This is a genomic window from Streptococcus catagoni (genome assembly GCF_011421425.1).
GTDB classification, from domain to species: Bacteria; Bacillota; Bacilli; order Lactobacillales; family Streptococcaceae; genus Streptococcus; species Streptococcus catagoni.
Genome location: NZ_WPCW01000001.1, coordinates 550,475 through 573,425, shown reverse-complemented (window position 1 = coordinate 573,425; position 22,951 = coordinate 550,475). Strand labels below are relative to the sequence as shown.

The 22,951-nt window shown below is 37.8% G+C and carries 21 protein-coding genes; 15 read left to right on the top strand and 6 right to left on the bottom strand.

The features are described 5' to 3' along the window. The first annotated feature begins 156 nt into the window (after positions 1–156). The 9 genes from fadD to HBN42_RS02685 all read left to right on the top strand — a co-directional run bounded on the left by fadD (position 157) and on the right by HBN42_RS02685 (position 11,149). Positions 157–1,674, top strand: a complete 1,518-nt coding sequence (gene fadD, locus HBN42_RS02725) for a long-chain-fatty-acid--CoA ligase FadD (RefSeq protein WP_165993483.1) — start codon at positions 157–159, stop codon at positions 1,672–1,674. A gap of 197 nt (positions 1,675–1,871) precedes the next feature. Continuing rightward, positions 1,872–3,077, top strand: a complete 1,206-nt coding sequence (fadE, locus tag HBN42_RS02720; RefSeq protein WP_165993481.1) for an acyl-CoA dehydrogenase FadE — start codon at positions 1,872–1,874, stop codon at positions 3,075–3,077. Positions 3,078–3,158: 81 nt separating this feature from the next. Beyond that, positions 3,159–4,475, top strand: coding sequence for an acetyl-CoA hydrolase/transferase family protein (locus tag HBN42_RS02715; protein ID WP_165993479.1), 1,317 nt, complete (start codon positions 3,159–3,161; stop codon positions 4,473–4,475). Positions 4,476–4,489: 14 nt separating this feature from the next. After that, positions 4,490–6,748: a 3-hydroxyacyl-CoA dehydrogenase/crotonase FadB gene (gene fadB / locus HBN42_RS02710; RefSeq protein ID WP_165993477.1), complete on the top strand. Its 2,259-nt coding sequence runs from the start codon at positions 4,490–4,492 to the stop codon at positions 6,746–6,748. Between the two features lie 42 nt (positions 6,749–6,790). Continuing rightward, positions 6,791–7,984 carry a thiolase family protein gene (locus HBN42_RS02705; RefSeq protein WP_165993475.1) on the top strand — a complete coding sequence of 398 codons (1,194 nt, stop codon included), beginning with the start codon at positions 6,791–6,793 and terminating at the stop codon, positions 7,982–7,984. A gap of 173 nt (positions 7,985–8,157) precedes the next feature. After that, entirely contained in the window at positions 8,158–9,090 is a 933-nt protein-coding gene (locus HBN42_RS02700; RefSeq protein WP_165993473.1) for a LysR family transcriptional regulator, read from the top strand. A gap of 110 nt (positions 9,091–9,200) precedes the next feature. Continuing rightward, positions 9,201–9,587, top strand: coding sequence for a PaaI family thioesterase (locus tag HBN42_RS02695; protein ID WP_165993471.1), 387 nt, complete (start codon positions 9,201–9,203; stop codon positions 9,585–9,587). 133 nt (positions 9,588–9,720) lie between these two features. Beyond that, entirely contained in the window at positions 9,721–10,374 is a 654-nt protein-coding gene (locus HBN42_RS02690; protein ID WP_165993469.1) for an ABC transporter ATP-binding protein, read from the top strand. Between the two features lies 1 nt (position 10,375). Beyond that, positions 10,376–11,149: an ABC transporter permease gene (locus HBN42_RS02685; protein ID WP_165993467.1), complete on the top strand. Its 774-nt coding sequence runs from the start codon at positions 10,376–10,378 to the stop codon at positions 11,147–11,149. A gap of 47 nt (positions 11,150–11,196) precedes the next feature. On the opposite strand, the gene HBN42_RS02680 is transcribed toward HBN42_RS02685, so the two are convergent. After that, on the bottom strand, positions 11,197–12,681 hold the full coding sequence (locus tag HBN42_RS02680) for a DUF1846 domain-containing protein (RefSeq protein ID WP_165993465.1): 1,485 nt from the start codon (positions 12,679–12,681) through the stop codon (positions 11,197–11,199). 398 nt (positions 12,682–13,079) lie between these two features. On the opposite strand from HBN42_RS02680, the gene HBN42_RS02675 reads away from it, so the two are divergent. Both HBN42_RS02675 and HBN42_RS02670 read left to right on the top strand, forming a co-directional pair. Beyond that, positions 13,080–14,297 carry an MFS transporter gene (locus tag HBN42_RS02675; RefSeq protein WP_165993463.1) on the top strand — a complete coding sequence of 406 codons (1,218 nt, stop codon included), beginning with the start codon at positions 13,080–13,082 and terminating at the stop codon, positions 14,295–14,297. 13 nt (positions 14,298–14,310) lie between these two features. Next, positions 14,311–14,814 carry a GNAT family N-acetyltransferase gene (locus HBN42_RS02670; RefSeq protein ID WP_165993461.1) on the top strand — a complete coding sequence of 168 codons (504 nt, stop codon included), beginning with the start codon at positions 14,311–14,313 and terminating at the stop codon, positions 14,812–14,814. Between the two features lie 78 nt (positions 14,815–14,892). On the opposite strand, the gene HBN42_RS02665 is transcribed toward HBN42_RS02670, so the two are convergent. Beyond that, positions 14,893–15,252: a thioesterase family protein gene (locus tag HBN42_RS02665; RefSeq protein ID WP_165993459.1), complete on the bottom strand. Its 360-nt coding sequence runs from the start codon at positions 15,250–15,252 to the stop codon at positions 14,893–14,895. 112 nt (positions 15,253–15,364) lie between these two features. Here HBN42_RS02665 and HBN42_RS02660 point away from each other — a divergent pair, with 112 nt between their 5' ends. Continuing rightward, complete coding sequence (locus tag HBN42_RS02660; protein WP_165993457.1) at positions 15,365–16,093, top strand: pseudouridine synthase; 729 nt, start codon at positions 15,365–15,367, stop codon at positions 16,091–16,093. Positions 16,094–16,160: 67 nt separating this feature from the next. Here the strand turns inward: HBN42_RS02660 and HBN42_RS02655 are convergent, their stop codons facing one another. Together HBN42_RS02655 and HBN42_RS02650 are read right to left on the bottom strand one after the other, a co-directional pair. Beyond that, a complete protein-coding gene (locus tag HBN42_RS02655) occupies positions 16,161–17,081 on the bottom strand; it encodes a magnesium transporter CorA family protein (RefSeq protein WP_165993455.1) in 921 nt (306 codons plus the stop codon). A gap of 52 nt (positions 17,082–17,133) precedes the next feature. Further along, positions 17,134–18,375, bottom strand: a complete 1,242-nt coding sequence (locus HBN42_RS02650; protein WP_165993453.1) for an aminopeptidase — start codon at positions 18,373–18,375, stop codon at positions 17,134–17,136. A gap of 180 nt (positions 18,376–18,555) precedes the next feature. Between HBN42_RS02650 and HBN42_RS02645 the strand changes: the two genes are divergently transcribed. The 3 genes from HBN42_RS02645 to HBN42_RS02635 are packed head-to-tail and all read left to right on the top strand — an operon-like array spanning position 18,556 to position 20,250. Next, entirely contained in the window at positions 18,556–18,684 is a 129-nt protein-coding gene (locus tag HBN42_RS02645) for a DUF4044 domain-containing protein (protein ID WP_165993451.1), read from the top strand. Positions 18,685–18,734: 50 nt separating this feature from the next. Further along, positions 18,735–20,051, top strand: a complete 1,317-nt coding sequence (obgE, locus tag HBN42_RS02640) for a GTPase ObgE (protein WP_165993449.1) — start codon at positions 18,735–18,737, stop codon at positions 20,049–20,051. A gap of 43 nt (positions 20,052–20,094) precedes the next feature. Beyond that, complete coding sequence (locus HBN42_RS02635) at positions 20,095–20,250, top strand: hypothetical protein (protein ID WP_165993447.1); 156 nt, start codon at positions 20,095–20,097, stop codon at positions 20,248–20,250. A gap of 9 nt (positions 20,251–20,259) precedes the next feature. On the opposite strand, the gene pnuC is transcribed toward HBN42_RS02635, so the two are convergent. Together pnuC and HBN42_RS02625 are read right to left on the bottom strand one after the other, a co-directional pair. After that, entirely contained in the window at positions 20,260–20,952 is a 693-nt protein-coding gene (gene pnuC / locus HBN42_RS02630; protein WP_165993445.1) for a nicotinamide riboside transporter PnuC, read from the bottom strand. 24 nt (positions 20,953–20,976) lie between these two features. Beyond that, positions 20,977–22,488 carry an ATP-binding cassette domain-containing protein gene (locus tag HBN42_RS02625; RefSeq protein WP_165993443.1) on the bottom strand — a complete coding sequence of 504 codons (1,512 nt, stop codon included), beginning with the start codon at positions 22,486–22,488 and terminating at the stop codon, positions 20,977–20,979. Positions 22,489–22,951 lie beyond the last annotated feature (463 nt).

Genomic DNA, 22,951 nt, shown 5'->3' with positions numbered 1-22,951 from the left:
TGGATCATGATATCACTAAAACAAAGAGAAAAGTTGCTAGACTTTTCTCTTTTTTAGTGCTCCGCATTTAGTTTATAAAACACTTTGTTAGCTTTTCACAAAGGAGAGTGCTACACTTTATGTAAGTGCTTACAAGTTTAAAATAGGAGAGCGAAAATGGATGTCGATTTCTTAAAAACAAGAGCTAGATATAGTTCAAACAAGGTAGCAGTTTATGATCCTTTAAAAGAGAGAAGCTGGACTTACAGCCAGTTAGAAAAAAGGGCGATTAATTTGGCCTCCTACCTTTTAAGGTATGGAATCAGTAAGGGTGATAGGGTGGCCCTTTTTTCACCAAATGATATCTCATATTATGATTTATTATTTGCTTGTACAAAGATTGGCGCAAGTCTTGTGCCTTTAAACTGGCGCCTTAAGCCAATTGAGATTAAAAAAATTATTGAAGATTGCAGTCCTAAGCTAGTTTTTTATGCTAGCCATCATAAGGATCGCTTGGAAAATATTTTTACAGAGAGTCAAATGATTGATGTTGATTCAAGAGAATATGATCTTATTTGTGAAAGAGAAGTCAGCTCTGCTATTCCCCATATTAAGGTTGATAAGTATAGCCCAGCTTTTATCATGTACACCAGTGGATCAACAGGTATGCCAAAGGGAGTTATGATTTCCCATAATGGCATGATCCAGAATGCTTTGAATGGTATTGCTAGTTGGAACTTTAAGGATACGGATTCTACCCTGGTTAGTGCTCCCATGTTTCACATAGCGGCTTTTTGTGGTCTGGCCATTCCTTTTATATTGCATGGAGCCAGTGTTGTTATTGAGAGATACTTTAATCCTCGTGAGGCCATCCAGTTAATTGAAGACTATCAGGTGACCCATCTTTTTATGGTACCAACCATGTATTATACACTTGTGACTCATGAAAGTTTCAATGCCAAAGCTTTCTCCTCTGTCCAAACAATGATTTCTGGAGGAGCACCGGCTTCTGATTATGTACAAGAAGTATTTTCCCAGTATGGCCATACCATTATCAATTCTTATGGTCTGACTGAGGTGGGTCCCAACAATTTTAGAATCCTGCCAGAAGAGGTAGCCGCTCACCCTAAAAGTATTGGGAAGCCCATCATGTTTGTTGGAGCAAGGATTGTTGATTCAGAATTTCAAGATGTCAAGCAAGGAGAGGTTGGAGAGTTACTGCTTTCCGGTCAACAAGTTTGTCAGGGCTACTGGGAAAATTCTGCAGAAACAGAAAAAGCCTTCCACGGTAAGTATTTTTGCACGGGGGATCTGGCAAGGCAGGATGAGGACGGCTTTTACTATATTGTTAATAGGAAAAAAGAATTAATTATTACTGGTGGTGAGAATGTCTTGCCTTCTGAGGTGGAGTCTGTCTTAAATAACCATCCTCTTATCAAAGAATCTGTTGTCTTGGGCTATGATAATCCTGAATTTGGTGAGTCTGTTGGTGCCATCTTACTATTGGAAGCTGATTTTGAAGATTATGCCATCCATTTAAACCGTTATTGCCTTGAACATTTAGCAGGTTATAAGGTGCCAAAGGCTTATATTGTCCTAGATGACTTTCCAAGGAATGCCATTGGTAAAATAGATAAAATGCAGTTGAAAAAAATGTTAAATGATGCTGTTCTGACTGAAAAAGTGAGGTTCTAAACCCTTATTTTATAGGGAAAGCACTCTTAATAAATATAGTTTTAAGTTTCAAAGCTATTAAGGGAGCTATTAGACTGATTAATACTTCTTATAAAAAAGCTTAATTTGTAAATTATAAAGTGGTGAACTATAATCTAATTGTAAGCGCTTAATAAATAAGCAGAGTCAATTTCTAAACAAAGAAAAGGAGACAGATTATGTCCACAAAAGAAGAAATGCTTAAAGAACTTTATCCAGAAGATATTATGGGCTTCTCACAAGAATTAACTGAAGGTGAAGTTAAAAAGCTTTCACAAATTCGTGAATTACTTGAAACAAAATACCGTTCAGTAGTCAACGACTGTTGGATGAATGCTCAAGTTCCAGATGGTTTTTTCAAAGACATGGGTAGAATGAACTACTTAAATGATCCTTTACTTTTTGAAGGACGTCCAGGAGCTAAACGTCTTAGTGAAATGTACTTCGCCTTTATGTGTTATGAGTTATCACGTTTTGATATTTCAATGAATACCTTTATTGGAGTTCATATTGGTCTAGGACATAATACCTTCCTCTTTGGTGGTAGTGAAGAACAGGTCAAATACTATGTTCCAAAATTACAATCGCATGAATTAATGACTTGTTTTGCTCTAACTGAGCCTGAACATGGTTCCGATGTTGCAGGTGGGCTAGCAACATCGGCTAAATTTGATGGTGAAAACTGGATTATCAATGGTGAAAAACGTTGGATTGGTGGCGGAGCTGTAGCTGATGTGATTCCTGTCTTTGCCCGTGATGTTGATACTGACCAAGTTAAATGCTTCATTGTTGAAAAAGGACAAGAAGGTTTCACAGCGGATGTTATTGAAAATAAGATTGCTTTACGTATCGTTCCAAATGCCAACCTCCATCTAAAAGATGTTAAGGTTCCTGAATCAAGACGTCTTCAAAGGATTAATGGTTTCAAAGATGTAGCCAAGATTCTTTACTCAACTCGTGCAGGTGTTGCAGCTATGGCCGCTGGGGGGATGAGTGGTGCTTTGCAAGCTACCCTAAAATATGTTACTGGTCGTAAACAATTCGGCAAGGAAATTTCAAATTATCAATTAATTCAAGAAAAGCTAGCAATGATGCAAGCAAATACCATGTCTGGCTTAGCCTATTCAACACAATTAGCCCGTATGCAAGAATCTGGACAGTACAGCGAAATTGCAACGTCAATGGCTAAAATGTTTAATGCTCTTCGCCTGCGTGAAACAGTGGCTATGGGTCGTGGTATCTGTGGTGGTAATGGTATAACAGTGGATCATGATATTGCTCGTTTCTTCTGTGATGCTGAAGCTATTTACACCTATGAGGGCACTCATGAGATCAATGCATTAGTAATTGGACGTGCTTTGACTGGTAAACAAGCCTTTATTTAAAAGAACTTGGACAAAAAAGTAAAGTTTGGGGTCAGCTGATTCCAACTTTACTTTTATGGAGAAAAAATATAGGAGTAGCCAATGACTGACAAGCAAGAATACACCCAAAAACTAGTAGCAATGGAGGAAGCCGTAAGCTTAATCCAATCTAATGATCGCATTATTGTAAGTCCCGCAGCCCAGATGCCCTTAGAATTTTTGACACTCTTAGCAAAGAGATACGAAGAATTAGAAAACGTCAATGTTATTTCCTCCTTTCCTTTAGCACCCTTGGCTTTTCTTATGGATCCCAAGGTAGCTGAGAAGATCCATTTTACAGGCTTTTTCATGGGACCTGTAGATCGCAAAGTTTATCCCCTTGGTTATGAATCCATGATGTCAGTTAACTTTTCTAATATAGGAAAAGCTATTAAAGATGTTATTAAGCCTAATGTTTTTGTGACAACTGTTTCACCAATGGATGAAGAGGGCTACTTTAACTTTGGACCCATGGGGACATCACTTGGTCGTGAATCCACAGAAAATGCCAGCAAGGTTATCGTTCAAGTCTCAGATAAGATACCTAGAGTTCATGGCAAAAACACGCGCATTCATATCTCAGAAATTGATTATATTATTGAAAAAGAATATGAAATGATGCCCCTACCTGAACCAAAACCTAGAGGGGTTGACCAAGAAATAGCCAACTTAATTGTTCCCAAAATCAAGGATGGTTCGACCATTCAGATTGGCTTTGGAGGGCTTTCTGGAGCTGTTTCTTATGGCCTCAAAGATAAGAAAGATCTTTGTGTTCACACAGAAATGATTACAGAATCAATGAAGTATCTGGCTGAAGTTGGAGCTATTACTGGTAAGATCAAGGGAGGATTTGCCTTTGGTTCCAATGAACTCTATGAGTGGACAGGTGATAATAAACAGGTTGAAGTTGATTTGGTTTCAAACGTAAACCAGGCCTTTGAAGTGGCAAAATATGATGATTTTGTTTCCATCAATGCTTGTTTGATGGTTGATCTGACTGGACAGGTTGTCTCTGAAGGTTCAGGTCATCGGATTGTCAGTTCTGTTGGTGGAGCTAGTGATTTTGTTCGTGGAGCAGGAGCTTCAAAGGGAGGACAAAGCTTTATCTGTGTGGCTTCCACCCGTGTTGATGAAACAAAGGGAAAGGTTTATTCCAATATCGTGACAGGCTTTGAACTAGGAACACCTATCTCAGTTCCACGAGCTGATGTTATGTATATTGTTACTGAGTATGGTATTGCTGACCTATACAATAAGACTATGGAAGAGCGTGCTCTGGCCTTAATTGCAGTTGCACATCCTGATTTTCGACAAGCCTTAAAAGAAGAAGCAGAAAAAACAGGTATCTTACGTAAATTCCATGATAAATTTCACAATTAAAGGGAGGAAAAAGAATGACAATTACTAAAGCAAGTATCTTAGGTGCTGGCGTTATGGGCAGCCAAATTGCTGCCTTGCTAGTCAATGCAGGTGTAGAAGTTGAATTATTAGATATTGTTATTGATGAAAATGATAAAAACAAATTATCTAAGGGAGCGTATGAACGGATCACTCATCCTAAAAAAGGGATGCTCTACGACCCTTCCTTTGCTTCAAACCTAACCTACAGTAACTTTACCGATGCCTTTTCAAAAGACAGTGATTCTGATCTCTTTATTGAAGCAGTGGCCGAAAAAGTTGATATCAAACACCATTTATGGACTGAAGTGGCTAAAATTGCTAAAAAGGATGCTATCTTAGCGACCAATACTTCAGGTATTCCTATTGAAGTTATTGCTAAAGCTCTTGATCCAGAAAGTCGCAAACGTTTTATTGGTATGCATTTCTTTAACCCACCACGTTTTATGAAATTGGTCGAATTAATTCCTAATAGTCAAACTTCACAAGAGACTATTGATCGGATCAGTGAATTTTCAGTGACTAAACTGGGTAAAGGAATTGTAGAAGCCAATGATGTCAGTGGCTTTATCGCCAACCGTATCGGAACCTATTCTTCAATGGATATTATGCGCCGAGCTGAGAAAGCAGGACTTTCTATCCAAGAAGTTGATGCCTTGACTGGTCAGTATATTGGCCGTCCTAAAATGGGAACCTTTAAGTTGGGGGATATGGTTGGATTAGACATTGCCTATAATGTTACCAAAGGCATGATGCAAGATCCAGAAGAAAAGGCATTCTTTTCAGTGCCAGCTATGCTTGAAAAAATGATTCAAGCTGGTTATCTGGGTAATAAAACAAAACAAGGTTCTTACAAAAAAGAAGGGTCTAAGCGTTTTGTCATAGATCCAGAAACAATGGAATATAAACCACTGGAAAAGGTTAAGCTACCCATTCAAAAAGAACTTGGCCGTAGTTTGAAAAAGAATCTGCAGGTTATCTTCAATTCCAAAGAAAAAGAAGGCATATTCCTCTGGGAAACCCTACGAAATGTCATGTATTATTCAGCCTTGAATGTGCCTAAGGCGGCCAATGACTTTAAAAATATTGACCGAGCACTGGTTTGGGGCTACAACTGGAAATTGGGACCTTTTCAATTATGGGATTTGATGGGATTTGAACAAGTCAAGGAACGCATGAAAGCAGAACTTGGTCAATTGCCAGAATGGATCGAAGCTAAAAAAGATTCATTCTATAAGGCAGGAGAAAGCATCAATTATATACAGCCTATTGAAAGCCAGCTTGAAAAAGAAATCTGGAATAAGGATGATAGCAATCTTTCAGTAGTCAATGGCAATCAGTTGTTGTTGAAGATGCAAACTCCAGCTAATTCTATAACTCCTGGCTTCTCACAAAATTTGGCTGAGGCTGTGCAGGTCCTTGAAAAAGGAGACTATTCCAGCATGGTTCTCTATTCCAATGGTGCAAACTTCTGCGTGGGTGCAAACTTAATGGGAATGCGTCAAGCCATTGAAGCTGGTCAAATTAATGAAGCAATCGCTCCCGGAGTAGATCTTTTACATGATGCGATCAAACGTGTTCGTTATGCTAAAAAGCCAATTGTAACAGCAGCTCAGGGTCGTGCTCTTGGAGGCGGTGCAGAATTACTTCTTGCTTCTCCATATGTGGTTGCTGCTGCTGAAACTTATATGGGACTTGTTGAAGTTGGAGTGGGACTGATCCCTTCAGGTGGTGGACTTGCAGAATTGACAGAACGTATTCTGAAAGTTGATGAAACACCAGCCAACAGATTTGCTCGCCTGGCTAAATTGGTTCAAGCAGTGTCCACTGCCTTTGTCTCTATGAATGCTTATCAGGCTAAGGATGCTGGTTTCCTCCGTGATACAGATGTCATTGTTCAAAATGAGGAAATCCGTGTCTATGCTGCCTTAGAACTAGCTAAATTCTACTCACAATATGGTTATCAATCTGCCAAGAAATATACTTACCTAGCTCCAGGTCGTGATTTTAAAGCTATTGTTGAATCCAATCTTGATGCTATGCGCCTAGGTCACTTCATTAGTGACTATGATATGGAAGTTGGTATGGCTGTAGCTGATGTCGTAGCTGGTAGTGATCTACCTCGCAATACCTACATTAACCATGACTACCTACTGGGCTTAGAAAAGAAAAACTTCTTAAAACTTAGTGGCAATCAAAAGACATATGAACGTATCACACATATGCTAGAAACCAAACGACCATTACGTAACTAGCCAAGTATTGAAAGAATTGAGTGAATAGAAGGAGAAGATAATATGCATGAAGCTTATATAGTTGCTTACGGACGTTCCGCAATTGGTAAAGGTAATGCCAAAGGTGCCTATGCCCACAGCCGTCCTGACGATGTAGCAGCAGAAGTTCTCAAAGGAGTTATTGATCGCGTAGAAGGAGATTTTGACCCTAAATACATTGAAGATGTTATTGTGGGTTGTTCTTTCCCAGAAGCTATCCAAGGGATCAACTTTGCACGGACAATCGCATTGCGGGCAGGACTGCCTGTGTCAGTAGCAGGACAAACAGTCAATCGTTTTTGTTCATCAGGTTTACAAACTATAGCTACCGCAGCAAATGCCATTCTTGCTGGACAAGCCAAATGTATGGTGGCAGGTGGTGTTGAATTTATGTCTGCAGTACCAATGGGAGGCGGCGAACCCACTGTTAACCCAAGCCTTCAAAAAGAAGACATGGGGGCTTCTTATCCAATGGGATTAACTGCCGAAAATGTTGCCGAAAAATATCATATTAGCCGCGCCGATCAAGATGCCTTTGGGGCAGCTAGTCACCAAAAGGCTTACCAGGCACAAAGCAGCGGCAAATTCGAAAAAGAAATTGTCCCTGTGGAAATCGAGCAGATTAAATATACAGCAAAAGGTCCAGAAGTAATCAAGGAAGTCTTCAAAACAGACCAGGGCATTCGTCCAGAGTCTACTCCAGAATCCTTAGGACAACTAAGGACAGTATTTAAAGCAGATGGTACTGTGACAGCAGCCACCTCATCACAGATTTCAGATGGGGCAGCCTTTGTCATCCTCATGTCTAAAGAAATGATGGAAGAGCTAAATATTAAACCAATAGCTCGCTTTGTCGGCTTTAAAGCAGTAGGAGTGGATCCCAAAGTGATGGGAATTGGACCAGCCTATGCTATTTCAGAAGTGCTTGAAGAGGCCAATTTGAAACTGGAAGATATTGATTTAATAGAATTAAATGAAGCCTTTGCTGCACAAGCATTAGCTTCAGCCAGGGAATTGAATCTTAACTTGGACATTACCAATGTTAATGGCGGAGCTATAGCACTAGGACACCCTCTGGGAGCCACAGGTGCAATCCTAACCTCTCGGCTCCTTTCTGAGATGAGTAAGCGTCCACAGACTAAGTATGGTCTAGTTTCCATGTGTATTGGTGTTGGCATGGGAGCAGCTGGAATCTTCGAATATGTAGGAGACCGTTGATTACTTTGGTAGTAATTCTTTTTAGAAGAAATGTTTGCTCAACATATATAAAGAGGATCTTGTTCTTGATAAAAGGAACAGGGCCTTTTTTAAAGCCTTTTTTTCTTGCTGTACCCCCTTCTTTTAATTATAATGATGATAACAAAGGATTAGGAAAAGTGAAGGGGGAAAAGATGAAATTAGATATAGCACAAATGAATTATTTGATTGCCATTGTAGATGCGGACTTTAACCTGTCGGTGGCAGCCAAACAAATTTATGTGACCCAGTCAACCTTGAGTCAATTCATCTCCAATTTTGAAAGGTCTGAAAATGTGAAACTCTTTAACCGCAAAAATGGAAGGTTGATCAGTCTAACTCCCATCGGAAAACGAATGTATTCAGAAGTCCTAGACATCATTAAAAAATTTGATCATTTAGGAAATGTCATTGAACGTGAAGGTCAAAAACGTCGAGGAATGATACGTATTGGCATCCCTTCGACCGCTCTAAGAATACTCTTTACCCGTTTTTTCCCTAATTTTCTCATGCAAAATCCAGATGTTCAAATTGAAATTGTTGAAGAAGATAATAAAAGGTTAAGGGAAATGCTTATTGATAATGATCTTCATTTTGCCATTTTAGAAGCTCCTACCTATCTTGATGATAAAAAATTTGAGCAACACCTAGTCTTATTATCTGAAATAGCAGCCTTTATGCGGCCAGAAAGTCCACTTGCTAAAAAACAAATACTTTCCTGGTCAGACTTAGACAATCAATTCATCACTTTACTTAATGAAGGTTTTGCCTCTAATAGCCTGATCATGAATAAATTAGAAAAAGAAAAATCGGATGCTAAATTGCTAATGACCTCTTCTAGCTGGGATTATTTGGTAGAGTCAAGTGCTATAAATGACGTGATTGCCTTGTTACCAACAGCCCGCTTTCATCGTTACTTAGATCGTCTTAATTATATTGGTGTTGTGGAAAAACGTTTCGATGATCCCATCCCTTATAAGCCTATTTTTTGTCGACCTCTGAAGAAAAAATATTCTACTATAGAAAATTACGTTTTTGAAACGATCTTAAAGGGCTTTTATAAATTTACAAACAATAATGAGAAATAGCAATGACCTAAGCAGCTTAGCTATTATTAGTCAACTTAGTCAACAAAAAGTCAATTTTATAGTATAATGTCTTTTGTAATTAAAAAATCTGTTAATATAGAGGAACTCACATGAAAGACTTTAAGACAAAAGAACTAAGAATTTTTGAAAATTATAAAACAGAAAAAATAGACTATGGTCACATTATTGTCAGCACAGAGGTTGTTGATTCTTCCTTAAACTATCATCAAACGGCCCATGGTGGCTACCTATTTGCCCTTAGTGATCAGGTTTCAGGTGGCGTATGTGTCACAACAGGGGTTGATGCAGTGACCCAACAATCAAATATTAACTACCTTGGTGCTGGACGACTGGGAGATACCCTCACTATTGAAGGAAAATGCATCCATGATGGCAGAAAGACAAAGGTCAACGAGGTTGTTATTCGTAACCAAAAAAATCAAGTCTTAACCAAGGCAAGCTTTACCATGTTTGTAACAGGAAAACGTGAAAATTAAGAAGAGCAGTCTATTCTAAAGTAGATTGCTTTTTCTAATCTTTAAAAGAGACAGAAATGGCAAATCGTGATAAACTAGTTATTAAGAATGATTATAAATAAACACTTAATGATGAAGAAGAAAGAAGATAAAAATGTCCATATTAAGCTTTAAGAAGGTTAGCTTTAGAGTTGCTGACAAGGAAATAATTAAAGACCTTACTTTTCAAGTAGAGCAAGGGGATTTTATTTCAATCATTGGTCCTTCAGGTGGTGGTAAAAGTACCATATTAAAATTAGCCAGTTTTTTAATTAGTCCAAGCCAGGGTGAAATTAGCTACTTAGATAAAGACCTTAAACAACTGGATCCCGTTGAACTGAGAAAAACGATTTCTTATTGCTTTCAAATGCCACAACTCTTTGGAAAAAGAGTACAAGAAAATATTGACTTTCCCTACAGCATTAGAAATGAAAAATATGATCATAATAGGGTAGAAGAATTGTTTAAACTCTTTAAAATGGATACGGCCCTTCTAGATTATGATGTCAAAAAACTCTCAGGTGGTGAAAAACAAAGAATAGCACTGATCAGACAGCTCTTATTTGAACCTAAAATTTTGCTTCTTGATGAAGTCACCTCGGCACTTGATGTCAAGAATAAAGAGATCGTTGAAGATGTTATCAAAGCCTTACATGATAAGGGAATCACCATTTTATGGATAACCCATGATAGGAGTCAAAGTCACAAATTTGCTAACAAAGTAATGACAATCGTTGATGGTCAGCTAGAATCAATGGAGGAAATCTAAAATGAATGGTGCAAATCATATTTCGGTAATGTCTTTACTCCTTGCTTCCTCTTTAGTTCTCATTACCCTTTTCTTTTCCTATTGGCAAAAATTGAAATTGGAAGCAGACATCCTCATAAGTGCCATTAGAGCTGTTATTCAACTCTTGTTGGTAGGTTTTGTTTTGGACTATGTCTTTGGCTATAAGAATCCCATCTTCACAGCCTTTTTATTATTATTTATGATAATCAATGCAGCCTACAATGCTTCAAAAAGAGGGAAGGGCATCAAAAATAGTTTCCTAATTTCTTTTTCAGCTATAGCGCTTGGTAGCTTCATTACCCTGTCAGTTCTTATTTTTTCAGGAATATTAGACTTTGTTCCTAATCAAATGATACCTGTTGGTGGAATGATTATTAGCAATTCCATGGTAGCTATTGGACTTTGTTACAAGCAACTTTTAACAGAATTTCATGATAAGCAAGAAGAAGTTGAAACCAAACTGGCTTTGGGTTCTGATGTTCTATCAGCTTCCATAGATATTTTGAGAGAAGTGATCAAAACAGGCATGGTTCCAACTATTGATTCAGCAAAAACCTTGGGTATTGTTTCCTTACCTGGAATGATGACAGGACTTATTTTGGCAGGAACCTCTCCAATTCAAGCTGTAAAATATCAAATGGTGGTGACCTTTATGCTCTTATCAACCACGTCAATAGCCTCTTTTGTAGCAACCTACCTTTCTTATCGCAGCTTTTTCAACCCTCAGAAACAGCTGGTCCTTAGAAATCATTAAAAAACAGAAGCGGAATGCTTCTGTTAAACTTTTTCTTTTGATATTTTTTATTTACGATATAATTTGTTGTGCTGATAGATAGGATCAAAGGTGACATTAACCCCTAACTTACGCAAGACATTTTTATCTTCGTCTGTTAGTGTCACTGTAGAATGAGCTTCGCTACCTTTAAGATTGCCTAGTTGCTTCATGGCCAGATCAGCTTCAGGCTTGTTCATAGCAGTGATGGCTAAGGCAATCAGGATTTCATTTGAATGAAGACGAGGGTTCTGACTTCCCAAATGATTCACTTTAAGTCCCTGTATAGGCTTAACATATTCTGGTTCAATTAAATGCGTTTCTTTATCAATCTTAGCTAAGGTTTTAATGGCATTGATGACAACAGCAGCAGTAGGACCAAATAAATCAGAGGTTTTACCTGTAACGACACGACCATCTGGTAATTGGAGAGCCAGTGCTGGTTGGCCAGTTGCTTCTGCTTTGTTACGAGCAACCACGGTCACTTGGCGATCTTCTGGTGAGACCCCGATATCATTCATGAGAAGTTCAATTTTTTTAATAGCTGATTCTGAAACACGTTCAGCTTTGAAATCAACTAAGGTCTGGTAGTAACGTCGAATGATTTCCTCTTTTGAAGCTTCAATAGCCGCTTCTTCATCAATAATGGAATAACCAACCATATTAACACCCATATCAGTTGGTGAAGCATATGGTGATTTGCTCAAGATACGTTCAAATGTTCTATTTAAAACTGGAAAAACTTCAATATCACGGTTGTAGTTAACAGCAGTTTTACCATAGGTTTCTAAGTGGAAAGGATCAAGCATGTTGACATCGTCTAAATCGGCAGTAGCTGCTTCATAAGCGAGATTAACAGGATGGTGTAGAGGGAGGTTCCAGACTGGGAAGGTTTCAAATTTGGCATAACCTGATTTAACCCCATTTATTTGATCATGATACATTTGAGACATACAAGTTGCTAGCTTACCAGAACCAGGACCAGGAGCAGTGACCACAATTAAATTACGACTGGTCTTGATATAGTTGTTTTTGCCCATGCCTTCAGGTGAAATAATATGGTCAATATCAGCAGGATAGCCCTTTATTCTGTAATGTAAATAAGAGGCAATATCATTTTTTTCAAGTTGTTTACGAAAGGCATCGGCTGCTGGTTGATTGTTGTACTGTGTAATAACCACAGAACCAACGTAAATACCCAAAGAATTAAATTTATCAATTAAGCGAAAGACCTCTTGATCATAAGAAATCCCCAAATCGCCTCTGGCTTTTGAGTGTTCTATATTGTTGGCACTGATGGCAATGACAATTTCTACCTGATCTTTTAACTCTTTTAAAAGTTTGATTTTGTTATCAGGTTCATAACCCGGTAAAACACGTGCAGCATGATTATCTTCAAGCATTTTACCACCGAACTCCATGTAGAGTTTTCCGTCGAATTGACCAATTCTTTCTAAGATATGATCTCTTTGCAGATTAAGATACTTATCTGAATCAAAAGCAGTTTTTTTCATTAATTTTCTCCTCTGCTTAGCATTATAACAAAGAAAAGTAGATAAGTGAAAAGTTTTTTAGGCTTTGTCTTCTCTTTTTAATGATGTGTTTTGAAGGGTTAATTCCTGCCATCCCTTGAAGTTTGGAAGTAGGTTCAAGCAGAGCTTTGTCCTTATTTATCCTAAGCTTTGTATTGACAATTAGGAGATACTATCATATACTATTTACAATTAAATACAACTTTAAAGATGTTCCGTGAGACATAAAAGTTAAAAGTAGAGAATAACTGCTCAGGTTATGCTCTCATTTACTGTAGACTAAAAATGACTCCGGATCACTGCTGGAGTTTTTTCTTGCGCTTAAAGAAGTTTTGATTAATTAAGGTAGTCAGAGAGCTACTATTAAAAGGAGAAATATGATGTCAACCTTGTCCCTCGACAAAAACAACAGGCGCGCCCTTATAGCTGCTATTGTAGCTTCAGGAACAGATGACCTTAATGTGATGTTTCTAGCATTTTCCATGTCATCTATCATTTCAGAACTAGGTATTACTGGTAGTCAGGGTGGTTGGATAGCAACCATCACAAACCTAGGCATGCTAGCAGGAGGGCTGATTTTTGGTCTCCTTGCAGATAGACACCACAAATTTAAAGTCTTTAAATGGACCATCTTGATTTTTTCCCTTGCAACTGGCTTAATTTACTTTACCAAAAGTATTTCTTATCTTTATCTCTTACGATTTATAGCAGGGATCGGCGTAGGTGGAGAATACGGTGTGGCCATAGCCATCATGGCGGGGATTGTTCCAGCAGACAAGATGGGACGTATTTCCTCTTTTAATGGCATAGCAGGACAAGTTGGTTCGATCAGCTCAGCTCTTTTAGCTGGTTGGTTAGCACCGACTTTGGGCTGGCGCGGACTATTTCTTTTTGGTCTGCTACCAATCCTATTAGTGATTTGGATGCTATTTGCCATTGATGACCATAAGATATGGGATAGAGGCAGTGAAGAAAGCAGTCAGCCTGTCAAAATCAATGAACTCTTCAAAAGCCCAGCACTAACAGCCCAGACACTAGCTTTAATGGTCATGACAACGGTTCAAATTGCTGGCTATTTTGGTATGATGAATTGGCTGCCAACTATTATACAGACCAGTCTGAATATTTCTGTCAAAGATTCCTCTTTGTGGATGATCTCAACCATCTTAGGCATGTGCTTAGGCATGCTACTCTTTGGTCATATTCTAGATAAATATGGACCACGCTTAGTCTATTCAGTCTTTCTCTTATCTTCATCAGTCTGTGTTTATCTCTTCCAGTTTGCTAATTCTATGTATGCTATGCTTATTGGCGGAGCCATTGTGGGATTTTTTGTCAATGGCATGTTTGCTGGCTATGGCGCCATGATAACCAGGCTCTATCCCCATCATATCCGTTCAACAGCTAATAACGTCATTTTAAATGTTGGACGAGCTCTTGGAGGATTCTCTTCAGTTATTATCGGAAAAATTCTTGATAATTTAGGTGTCTCTACAGTTATGGTGTTTTTAGCATCTTTATATTTTATTAGTTTTGTAGCTATGTGGACAATAAAGAATTTAAAAGCAGAGCCTTATCAGGAACTGATCAAATTATAAAAAAGGACAGCTTATGACCTATTATTGTTGTATGGCAAACAAAGAACAAATGCTTGTAAAATGGCAAGAAGAAATTTCTAGGCATCCTCATGACCCTAATTGGGTAAGATGGAAAGACGAGTCTCTTGATGCTTTTGAAAAGGGACAAAGACAGTCTTACTATGATATATTGAATGGAACAATTATTACAGAACCTACAGCTGTTTTTAGTCCAAAAGGAATTCAAAATGCCCAAGATCTGATTGATCAAAAGAAAGCTTATCTAATGGCATTTCGGACAATTCCAGAGGAAGAAGGAAAGGGTTATTTTTCGACATTAGTTCAATTTATGTTAGATGATTTAAAAGCCAGAGGCCATACTTCAGTTAGTTTAGGAGTAGAACCTTCAGAAATTAGGAATAAAACCATATACCAAAAATGGGGTTTTACACGCTTAATTAAGACAGGTATGGAATACTATCACCCTAGTGACAAGATTGGTATAGAGGTCGAATATTATGAAACAGACCTAATTTAATAGTTAAGAAAATTAAAAAACTAGCTCAGTAATACCTACATTAAAAGGATGCTTGAGCTAGTTTTTTTATTGTTATTTTTAAAGTTTGTTCATAAAAGTTTCGCTATCAACTCTGACTCGGCTATGGCAAGCTTTTCCAATGAGTTTATCGCCAACAAAGGCTTCCATGCGAAAATCGTACTTTCGTCCCTCTTCTTTTAGGGATGTAATGACAATGGTAACAGCTTGTCCAATTCTTGAAGCAGCAAGATGTTGAACAGCCATTTCACTTCCTACTGTGCTAAGACCAGATTCTAGCTCTGCCTGGATGAAGAGAAAAGCAGCATTTTCCATAAAACTTACCAGAGCTGGGGTAGCTAATACTTCTAAACCACCAGAGCCCATAGCTTGAGCTGAATGTTTTTCTTTTGTTTCATAAATCTGTGAATAGATGGACATACAAGACCTCCTTTTTGCCTATTATTATAATATATTAAGGGCTTACAGTCTCAAATAAACTGTAGATATGCTATACTGTTAACACGAATATATCAGAGAAAAAGGAAGAAAGATGAGATTGGATAAATTTTTGGTTGAGGCTGGCTTAGGCAGTCGCAATCAGGTAAAGACTCTACTTAAGAAAAAAGCCATTAGCATAAATGGCAAGATAGAAAGCTCCCCCAAAGTACATATCAAGGAAAATGAAGACCAGATTTGCTACAATGGTGAGCAAATACATTATGAAAAGTTTTTATATTATATGCTCAATAAGCCTAAGGGTGTTCTGTCAGCAAGGGAAGATAAAAGCCAAAAGACTGTACTGGATTTGCTAGATGAAAAAGCCTTTCAAAAGTCAGTCTTCCCAGTTGGTCGCCTAGATAAGGATACCCACGGCTTATTGCTTTTAACCAACAATGGTGATCTGGCTCACAGGCTCTTGTCACCCAAGAAACATGTTGAAAAAGAATACATGGCTCTTGTATCAGGAATAATGACAGCTGAGGATGCTAAGGCATTTACGGAAGGGATTGTTTTAAAAGATTTTACCTGTCAAGCTGCCAAATTGGAAATTCTAGAAGTCCACAAAGAAGACAATTTGTCTAAGGTTAAAATTACCCTAAAAGAAGGCAAGTACCATCAAGTCAAACGTATGGTCAAGGCTTGTGGGAAAGAAGTGATTGATTTACAACGCATCAGTATGGGACCGCTAGAATTGGATTCAAATCTAGAAAAAGGTCAATACCGTCCTCTAACAGAAGCAGAGCTGCTTTCATTATCAACTTATTGTGACCATCTTTAGAAGCATTCAGTGACATGTTTTAAAAAGCCCTCTTGACTATAGTCAAGAGGGCTCTTTGAGGTGATTGTTACAACCATTTTTTAGATTTAAAATAGAGTATGGAACTTGTAAATAAGAGGATGGCTACAATTATAATAAGGGGATAGCCCCAAGGACTTGAGAGTTCAGGCATGTATTTAAAGTTCATGCCATACCAGCCAACTAAAATAGTCAAAGGCATACAAGATGCTGTTATGACTGTAAGGACTGCCATGATCTTATTTTGTTTCATTTCTAATTGAGCATTTGATAAATCTCTTATCTGAACAATTGTCTCACGTAGGGTCAAAACCATAGATTGCAGCCTTGAAACTCTGGAAGCAAAAAGGTGGAAGAAGCGCAACTGTTCTTCAGCAAAAAAATCATTTTCATTTTCATAAAATTCCTGACTCAAATCGATTAGTTGACTATAGTGTACATTCAATTTTGTCAGTTTTCTTCTAAAGAGAATAAGGTCATAGTTATGGTTTTGATTGGAAGCACTAATAATGTTTTCTTCAATGAGATTAATATCTCGATCAATTTTTTCTAGAAGGACTAAATCCTCTTTGATGATATTTTCTAAAAAGTCATAGATAAAGCGTTCCAAGGATGGGTATTTCCATTTCTTGGTTTTTTGAATCTTTTTGATTTGATCTTGAACATAGTCATGTTCGTCTATAAAAATAATAGCCCGTTCATCTAAAACGAAGGAAAAATCATGAGCTTGGCCCAATAAATTGTCTCTTTTAGGGATTTTAAAGGTGCCTGTCAAGGAATCTAGATTGACCTCAGCCTTAGTCGAATTAGCTGAGTGGATATTAAAATCCATATCAATGCCCATGTGCACTTGATCTTGCACATTGATCCATTCTTCAGGTTTTAGAACTGCTACAAAAGGAATCTTTTGCTCCTTGAGACAGTCTTCAAAGGTGCTTATTTTTAATTTTTCTAATATTTGATAGTACATAAGCCTATTATATGCCCAATAAAGAAAAAAAGCCAGATTTATCTGACTTTTCTTAGATTGCCCACTCTCCACTGCGGAAAATAGGAATAACTTGTCCATCTTTGGTAATACCATCAATATCCATCTTTTCAGAGCCAATCATAAAGTCCACATGGACATTTGAGCGGTTTAAACCAGCAGCTTTAAGCTCATCATTTGACATTTCTGTACCCCCTTTAATGCTAAAAGCATAGGCAGCACCAATTGCTAAGTGATTAGAAGCATTTTCGTCAAACAAGGTATTGAAAAAGGTTAATCCTGATAAGGAGATGGGTGTCTTATGAGGAACAAGAGCGACCTCACCAAGGGCGCGTGCTCCATCATTTTCTTGAACCAAACGTTTGATGGTTTCTTCACCTTTTTTAGCAGTGACATCAACAATTTGCCCATCTTTAAAGGTAAAGGTCATGTCTTCAATTACAACTCCAGCATAGGATAATGGTTTTGTAGAAGAAACATAGCCATCAGCTCTGCGATAGTCAGGTGCAGAAAAGACCTCTTCGGTTGGCATATTGGCAATAAAGACTTCGCCTTGAGCATTTGTACTTCCTGCAGCTTCCCATAGGTGATTTTCAGGCATACCAAGGGTTAGGTCTGTCCCCGGAGCCATATAATGAAGGGCATCAAATTGATAGTCATTTAGTAAGTTTGCTTTTTCTTCCAGACGTTCCTGATGCTTATTCCAGGCCTCAATAGGATCAGCTTCGTAGATTCGATTCATCTTAAAAATAGCATCCCAAAGAGCATCTACTTGTTCTTCTTGACTATTTAGTTCTGGAAAGACCATGGCTGCCCATTCAGGACTTGCTGCAGCCACTAGATTCCAGCTGACCTTGTTAGCTTGAGTGGCAGCTCGTTGATTTTCTAAGGCAAGGGAGGTCGCTTTGGTCAAGGTGGATAAACGATCAGGATCTACGTTGGCAAAGACATTTGGGTTAGCCGATCTGACCACCAGACGACTGGCTTTTTTCTCCAAAAGGTAGTCTGATTTTTCCACTACAAAGTTTGGAATATTGCTTAAACGTTCTGTGTCAGCGTGCAGCAATTTTTCCCGTGTAATGATATCATCAGTGTAATCAACAAAGACTTCAGCAGCACCATTTTCATAGGCCTTCTGAGTTAAGATACGGGCAAAGTGGTGATGTTCAACTGCAATTGTAATAACAATAGTATGTCCTTCTTGAACATTCAGACCTTTTTTTATGAGAAGGTTTGCATATTTTTCTAAATTTTGATCGAAATTGGGTAAAACCATTTGGGACTCCTTGAAATATTAGTTATTATAGATTCTAATTTAGCATAATAATCAGCAAAGCTCAAGATAAGGCTAGTCATATCCATGTTAGATAGACTTAGAAAACCACTTGATATTTGCTAATTGCCCTTATTCATGTTAATATATAGAAAGAAAAAATCGATAGTCGAGGTAATAGAAGTGGCTTTTGGAGAAAATGGACCCCGTAAGAAAACAACATTTGAAAAGATTACAATGGTTGTTGTTATATTAATGGTTCTAGTTACTGTTGGTGGACTCATTGCAGGTGCCCTATCAGTATTGAGGTAAAAACGCTGAAAGGCGTTTTTTTCAAATAAGTGAAAGATTGAGAAAAAAAGATGAGTATGTTTTTAGATACTGCTAAGATCAGTGTTCAGGCTGGTCGTGGTGGTGATGGTATGGTTGCCTTTAGAAGGGAAAAATATGTTCCTAATGGCGGTCCTTGGGGAGGCGACGGTGGAAAAGGTGGTTCAGTGGTATTTAAGGTTGATGAAGGCCTTAGAACCTTGATGGACTTTCGTTATAACCGTAAGTTTAAAGCAAAAGCAGGCGAGAAAGGGATGACCAAAGGCATGCATGGCCGAGGTTCAGAAGACTTGATCGTGCCAGTTCCTCAAGGGACTACTGTCAAAGATGCGGAGACTGGAAAAGTTATCACAGATCTTGTTGAAAATGGACAAGAATTTGTTATTGCTAGAGGTGGCCGAGGTGGTCGTGGTAACATCCGCTTTGCAACACCACGGAATCCAGCTCCTGAAATAGCTGAAAATGGTGAGCCTGGTGAAGAACGTCAGTTAGAATTAGAACTGAAAATCCTTGCAGATGTTGGACTTGTCGGTTTTCCATCAGTAGGGAAGTCAACTTTATTAAGTGTTGTTACATCAGCAAAACCTAAAATTGGAGCTTATCATTTTACAACCATCGTTCCTAACTTAGGCATGGTTAGAACCAAAGCTGGTGATAGTTTTGCTATGGCAGACCTGCCTGGTTTAATCGAGGGTGCCAGCCAGGGTGTTGGACTTGGAACACAGTTCCTTCGACATATCGAAAGAACACGTGTCCTACTTCATGTTATTGATATGTCAGCTTCAGAAGGACGCGATCCCTTTGACGATTACCTGTCAATCAACAAAGAACTTGAAACCTACAATTTGAGATTAATGGAACGCCCACAAATTATTGTTGCCAATAAAATGGACATGCCAGACTCAGAAGGAAATTTAAAAGAGTTCAAAGAAAAATTAGCTGCACAATATGATGAATTCGAGCAACCCCCTCTAGTCTTTCCTGTATCAACTCTAGCACAGAAAGGTTTGGATAATTTACTAGAAGCTACTGCAGAGCTATTATCTGAGACTGATGAATTCTTATTATATGATGAAGCTGATATGATCACAGAAGAAGAGGCTTACTATGGATTTGATGGTGAAGAAAAAGCCTTTGACATCAGTCGAGACGATGATGCTGCCTGGGTTCTTTCTGGTGAAAAACTGGAACGCCTCTTTGTCATGACCAACATGGAACGTGATGAATCCATTATGAAATTTGCTAGACAATTACGGGGAATGGGTGTTGATGAAGCCCTTCGTGAACGCGGAGCAAAAGACGGTGATATCGTTAGAATAGGCAACTTTGAATTTGAATTTGTTGACTAAGAATAAACTGATAAGATAATAACTTAGTAGTGGAGGTTTTCTGATGGGAGATAAACCAATATCATTTAGAGATAAAGACGGCAATTTCGTCTCTGCAGCAGACGTTTGGAATGCAAAAAAACTTGAAGAGCTTTTCAATCAGTTAAATCCAAACCGACGGCTAAGATTAGAACGCGAAAAAGCAGAAAAAGAAGGATAGGCAATCTGCCTATCCTTCTTTTAAGTTTTCTTGGCTATTTTGTAACCTTATCCAATTATAAAAGGTATAAATGTCGTTCAGTAAAAATATGGCAAAACAAATAACTAAGGAGTAATGACTGTAATCTTTTTGTGCTTCAATGAGCCATAAGATGATAAGGACCAAGTCGTTGAAGCCAAAAGTAAGGGCAAAATAGGGGCTCCTTTTATAGCTTAAAAAGGTTGCTGAAAAGGAAGTCGCTATTGACAAGGTAGAAATCCATAAAAAGGCTGTGTGAAAAAATGCCAAAATAAAATAAAAAGCAAGAGTAATGAATGCTGTTGAAATCACTAATAAATAGAGGTCATTTTGTGTCAGCCGACTAATTAGCACCTGTGATTTTTTCCCTTCAAAAGGGTGATTCAACCAGGAAAAAAGTGAGAAAATAGCCATTGGCAAGGTCATAAAAAAATAGGTTATCACTTCTCCATAATAATGATTTTCTAAAGATAGATAGGCATAAATGATTGCAAAGATAATAGTTAGTCCCTGGCCAATTGGATTTCCTTTTGATGAAAAAATAAGGGAGGTTGCCCCAATCAATGAAGCAGTTAAAGCCAAGGGGCTATTGGTTTCAAATAAGATATAAGTTATCAGTATGGTAAGAAGGGACATTATCCAAAGTAACCACTCGGTTTTTGAAAAGTAGGATAAAATAGTCATAACTTAATTCAAACATAGGAAAAGCTATCTGTCAATAGAGATTTCTTGAAAAGTCAGACTATTTAACTCATAAGTGATAAAGTCTTCTGATGCCATAAAGGTTCGATCATGACTAACGGCTAAAATAGCTCCAGGATATTCAGAAATGATCCTTTTAATGACAGGTTGACTCATGGGGGAAAAGTGCCTTGTGGGTTCGTCCAACAAGATAAGATTATTTTTATCCAAGATTATCTTGGCAAGGAATAATTTAGCCTTTTGTCCTCCTGACAAATGAGCAATGGCATGGTTCATTTCTTCCTTAGTAAAATCAAAACTAGCTAGCAAGCTTCGTACTTTTTCTCTACTATGCGAACTAAGATAGTCTATAGGGCTGCTTTCTAAAGGTAAGTTATCATCATAATTTTGTGGCATAAAACCAAGAGAAATTTTAGGCATATTTAATAGTAATTGACGAATCTCCTCTAAAAGCCGGCTCTTGCCAATGCCATTTCTTCCCCTAATAAAAATCTTATCTTGTCCCTTAAAAAGAAAGGTTGCAGTTTGTCCACTGAGCAGTCTATGATTTGTCCAGTTTAAAAGTATTTTTTGCTTGGCTAAGGGCTTGATATCTGAAAAAAAGACATTAATCGTATCCATTGCTTGTGGTTTTTCGGTCACTTGCTCGCTTTCTTTACATAAGCGTCGTTCTTGAGACTTCACCGCCTTCATTTTTTTAGCTAATAATCTACCAGCTGTGGAATCTTTTGTATGTCGTAATTGGTGTTCAACGCCATCATGTATTTTTTTAAAGCGTTCCTTCTTTTTCTCGAATTCCTTACGTTCTTTTGAAGCCAGTTGACTCTGTTTCTCAAAACTTTTTTTCCGATAGTCGACATAGGCAGGATAGTCTCCCTTAAAGTAATGGTAGACAGCCTTACTTCGTCTCTTTAAAAGTTCCAAATGAAGAATACTAGTGGCCGTCTTTGTGAGAAAACTTTCATCATGTGAAATAAAAATAAAACTGAGTTCGGACCTTCTTATAAAGTTTTCTAACCACTTAATGGAGTAAATATCTAAATCACTGGAAGGTTCATCTAGAAGCACCAAATCAGGATGATAGGCAAGTTTTTTCAAGAGTTGAAGTTTTAATTGTTCCCCACCTGAAAGATCTTTCACTTTTAAGGAAGGGTTATCAATGAGGTCGCAGTTAAATGCCAACTGATTGGCCAATTGGAAAAAATAATTAAAATCAAAGTATTCCATGTTCCTGCCCTCATATAAATAGTCTGAAAGGATCATCTGGCTGGTCTTTGAGTCTAAAGCTTGTCCAATATAGGCGCTTTTCCCAAAGTGATTGCTGATTGTTCCTTTTATAGAACTATAAGACTTAATAAGGTCTGGATCAAAAAGACATTTAATGAATGTTGATTTTCCTGTACCTTCTTCCCCTATAATAGCTAGTTTATCACCTGGATGTACGCTTAAGGTAAGATGATCAATGAGTAACTGTAAATCTTTTTCGTGTGTAATAGTTAGATCTTTAATGTTTAACATGTAAGAACCTCCTTTTTTATGAGCAAATGTAAGCAAATAGTTGACCATATCATGTAAAAGAAGGGTGGGAAATAAAAGAACTCCCTACCTTGACAAGTAAAGAGTTTGAAGAAGTGTACAAAATAAGACAGAGCAATAGATGATAAAAGTAGCTATTGAGCTGTTTGGATATAGGCACACTAAAAAACTAAAACTTGAAAAGGATTTCTCTTCTTTTAGTTTTTTAGTTGTTCATATGCGCCCTACCTCCTAATAATAATCATTTGTATTTTAGCACCTTTTGATCAAGCTGTCAATTTGACCTTATAAAAATTCTTAGGATGTACTTTTTATAGCATTGTTTCAGTTGTTTTTGCCGTGGTAAGAGTACTTGGAATCCTTCTCTTTCAGGCGATGGGAAGGTTTTGAGACCTGGGATCCGTTCTTAAAAAGAAGTGACTGTTGACTCTACCATCTAAGAAAA

What these genes read in the sequence shown, in the direction of transcription:
- fadE (WP_165993481.1), top strand. Translation starts at nt 1,872, where the DNA reads ATGTCCACAAAAGAAGAAATGCTTAAAGAACTTTATCCAGAAGATATT.
- fadB (WP_165993477.1), top strand. Translation starts at nt 4,490, where the DNA reads ATGACAATTACTAAAGCAAGTATCTTAGGTGCTGGCGTTATGGGCAGC.
- HBN42_RS02650 (WP_165993453.1), bottom strand. Translation starts at nt 18,375, where the DNA reads ATGGTTTTACCCAATTTCGATCAAAATTTAGAAAAATATGCAAACCTT.
- HBN42_RS02700 (WP_165993473.1), top strand. Translation starts at nt 8,158, where the DNA reads ATGAAATTAGATATAGCACAAATGAATTATTTGATTGCCATTGTAGAT.
- HBN42_RS02670 (WP_165993461.1), top strand. Translation starts at nt 14,311, where the DNA reads ATGACCTATTATTGTTGTATGGCAAACAAAGAACAAATGCTTGTAAAA.
- obgE (WP_165993449.1), top strand. Translation starts at nt 18,735, where the DNA reads ATGAGTATGTTTTTAGATACTGCTAAGATCAGTGTTCAGGCTGGTCGT.
- HBN42_RS02680 (WP_165993465.1), bottom strand. Translation starts at nt 12,681, where the DNA reads ATGAAAAAAACTGCTTTTGATTCAGATAAGTATCTTAATCTGCAAAGA.
- HBN42_RS02695 (WP_165993471.1), top strand. Translation starts at nt 9,201, where the DNA reads ATGAAAGACTTTAAGACAAAAGAACTAAGAATTTTTGAAAATTATAAA.
- HBN42_RS02625 (WP_165993443.1), bottom strand. Translation starts at nt 22,488, where the DNA reads ATGTTAAACATTAAAGATCTAACTATTACACACGAAAAAGATTTACAG.
- HBN42_RS02685 (WP_165993467.1), top strand. Translation starts at nt 10,376, where the DNA reads ATGAATGGTGCAAATCATATTTCGGTAATGTCTTTACTCCTTGCTTCC.
- HBN42_RS02705 (WP_165993475.1), top strand. Translation starts at nt 6,791, where the DNA reads ATGCATGAAGCTTATATAGTTGCTTACGGACGTTCCGCAATTGGTAAA.
- HBN42_RS02635 (WP_165993447.1), top strand. Translation starts at nt 20,095, where the DNA reads ATGGGAGATAAACCAATATCATTTAGAGATAAAGACGGCAATTTCGTC.
- HBN42_RS02675 (WP_165993463.1), top strand. Translation starts at nt 13,080, where the DNA reads ATGTCAACCTTGTCCCTCGACAAAAACAACAGGCGCGCCCTTATAGCT.
- HBN42_RS02665 (WP_165993459.1), bottom strand. Translation starts at nt 15,252, where the DNA reads ATGTCCATCTATTCACAGATTTATGAAACAAAAGAAAAACATTCAGCT.
- fadD (WP_165993483.1), top strand. Translation starts at nt 157, where the DNA reads ATGGATGTCGATTTCTTAAAAACAAGAGCTAGATATAGTTCAAACAAG.
- HBN42_RS02690 (WP_165993469.1), top strand. Translation starts at nt 9,721, where the DNA reads ATGTCCATATTAAGCTTTAAGAAGGTTAGCTTTAGAGTTGCTGACAAG.
- HBN42_RS02660 (WP_165993457.1), top strand. Translation starts at nt 15,365, where the DNA reads ATGAGATTGGATAAATTTTTGGTTGAGGCTGGCTTAGGCAGTCGCAAT.
- pnuC (WP_165993445.1), bottom strand. Translation starts at nt 20,952, where the DNA reads ATGACTATTTTATCCTACTTTTCAAAAACCGAGTGGTTACTTTGGATA.
- HBN42_RS02715 (WP_165993479.1), top strand. Translation starts at nt 3,159, where the DNA reads ATGACTGACAAGCAAGAATACACCCAAAAACTAGTAGCAATGGAGGAA.
- HBN42_RS02655 (WP_165993455.1), bottom strand. Translation starts at nt 17,081, where the DNA reads ATGTACTATCAAATATTAGAAAAATTAAAAATAAGCACCTTTGAAGAC.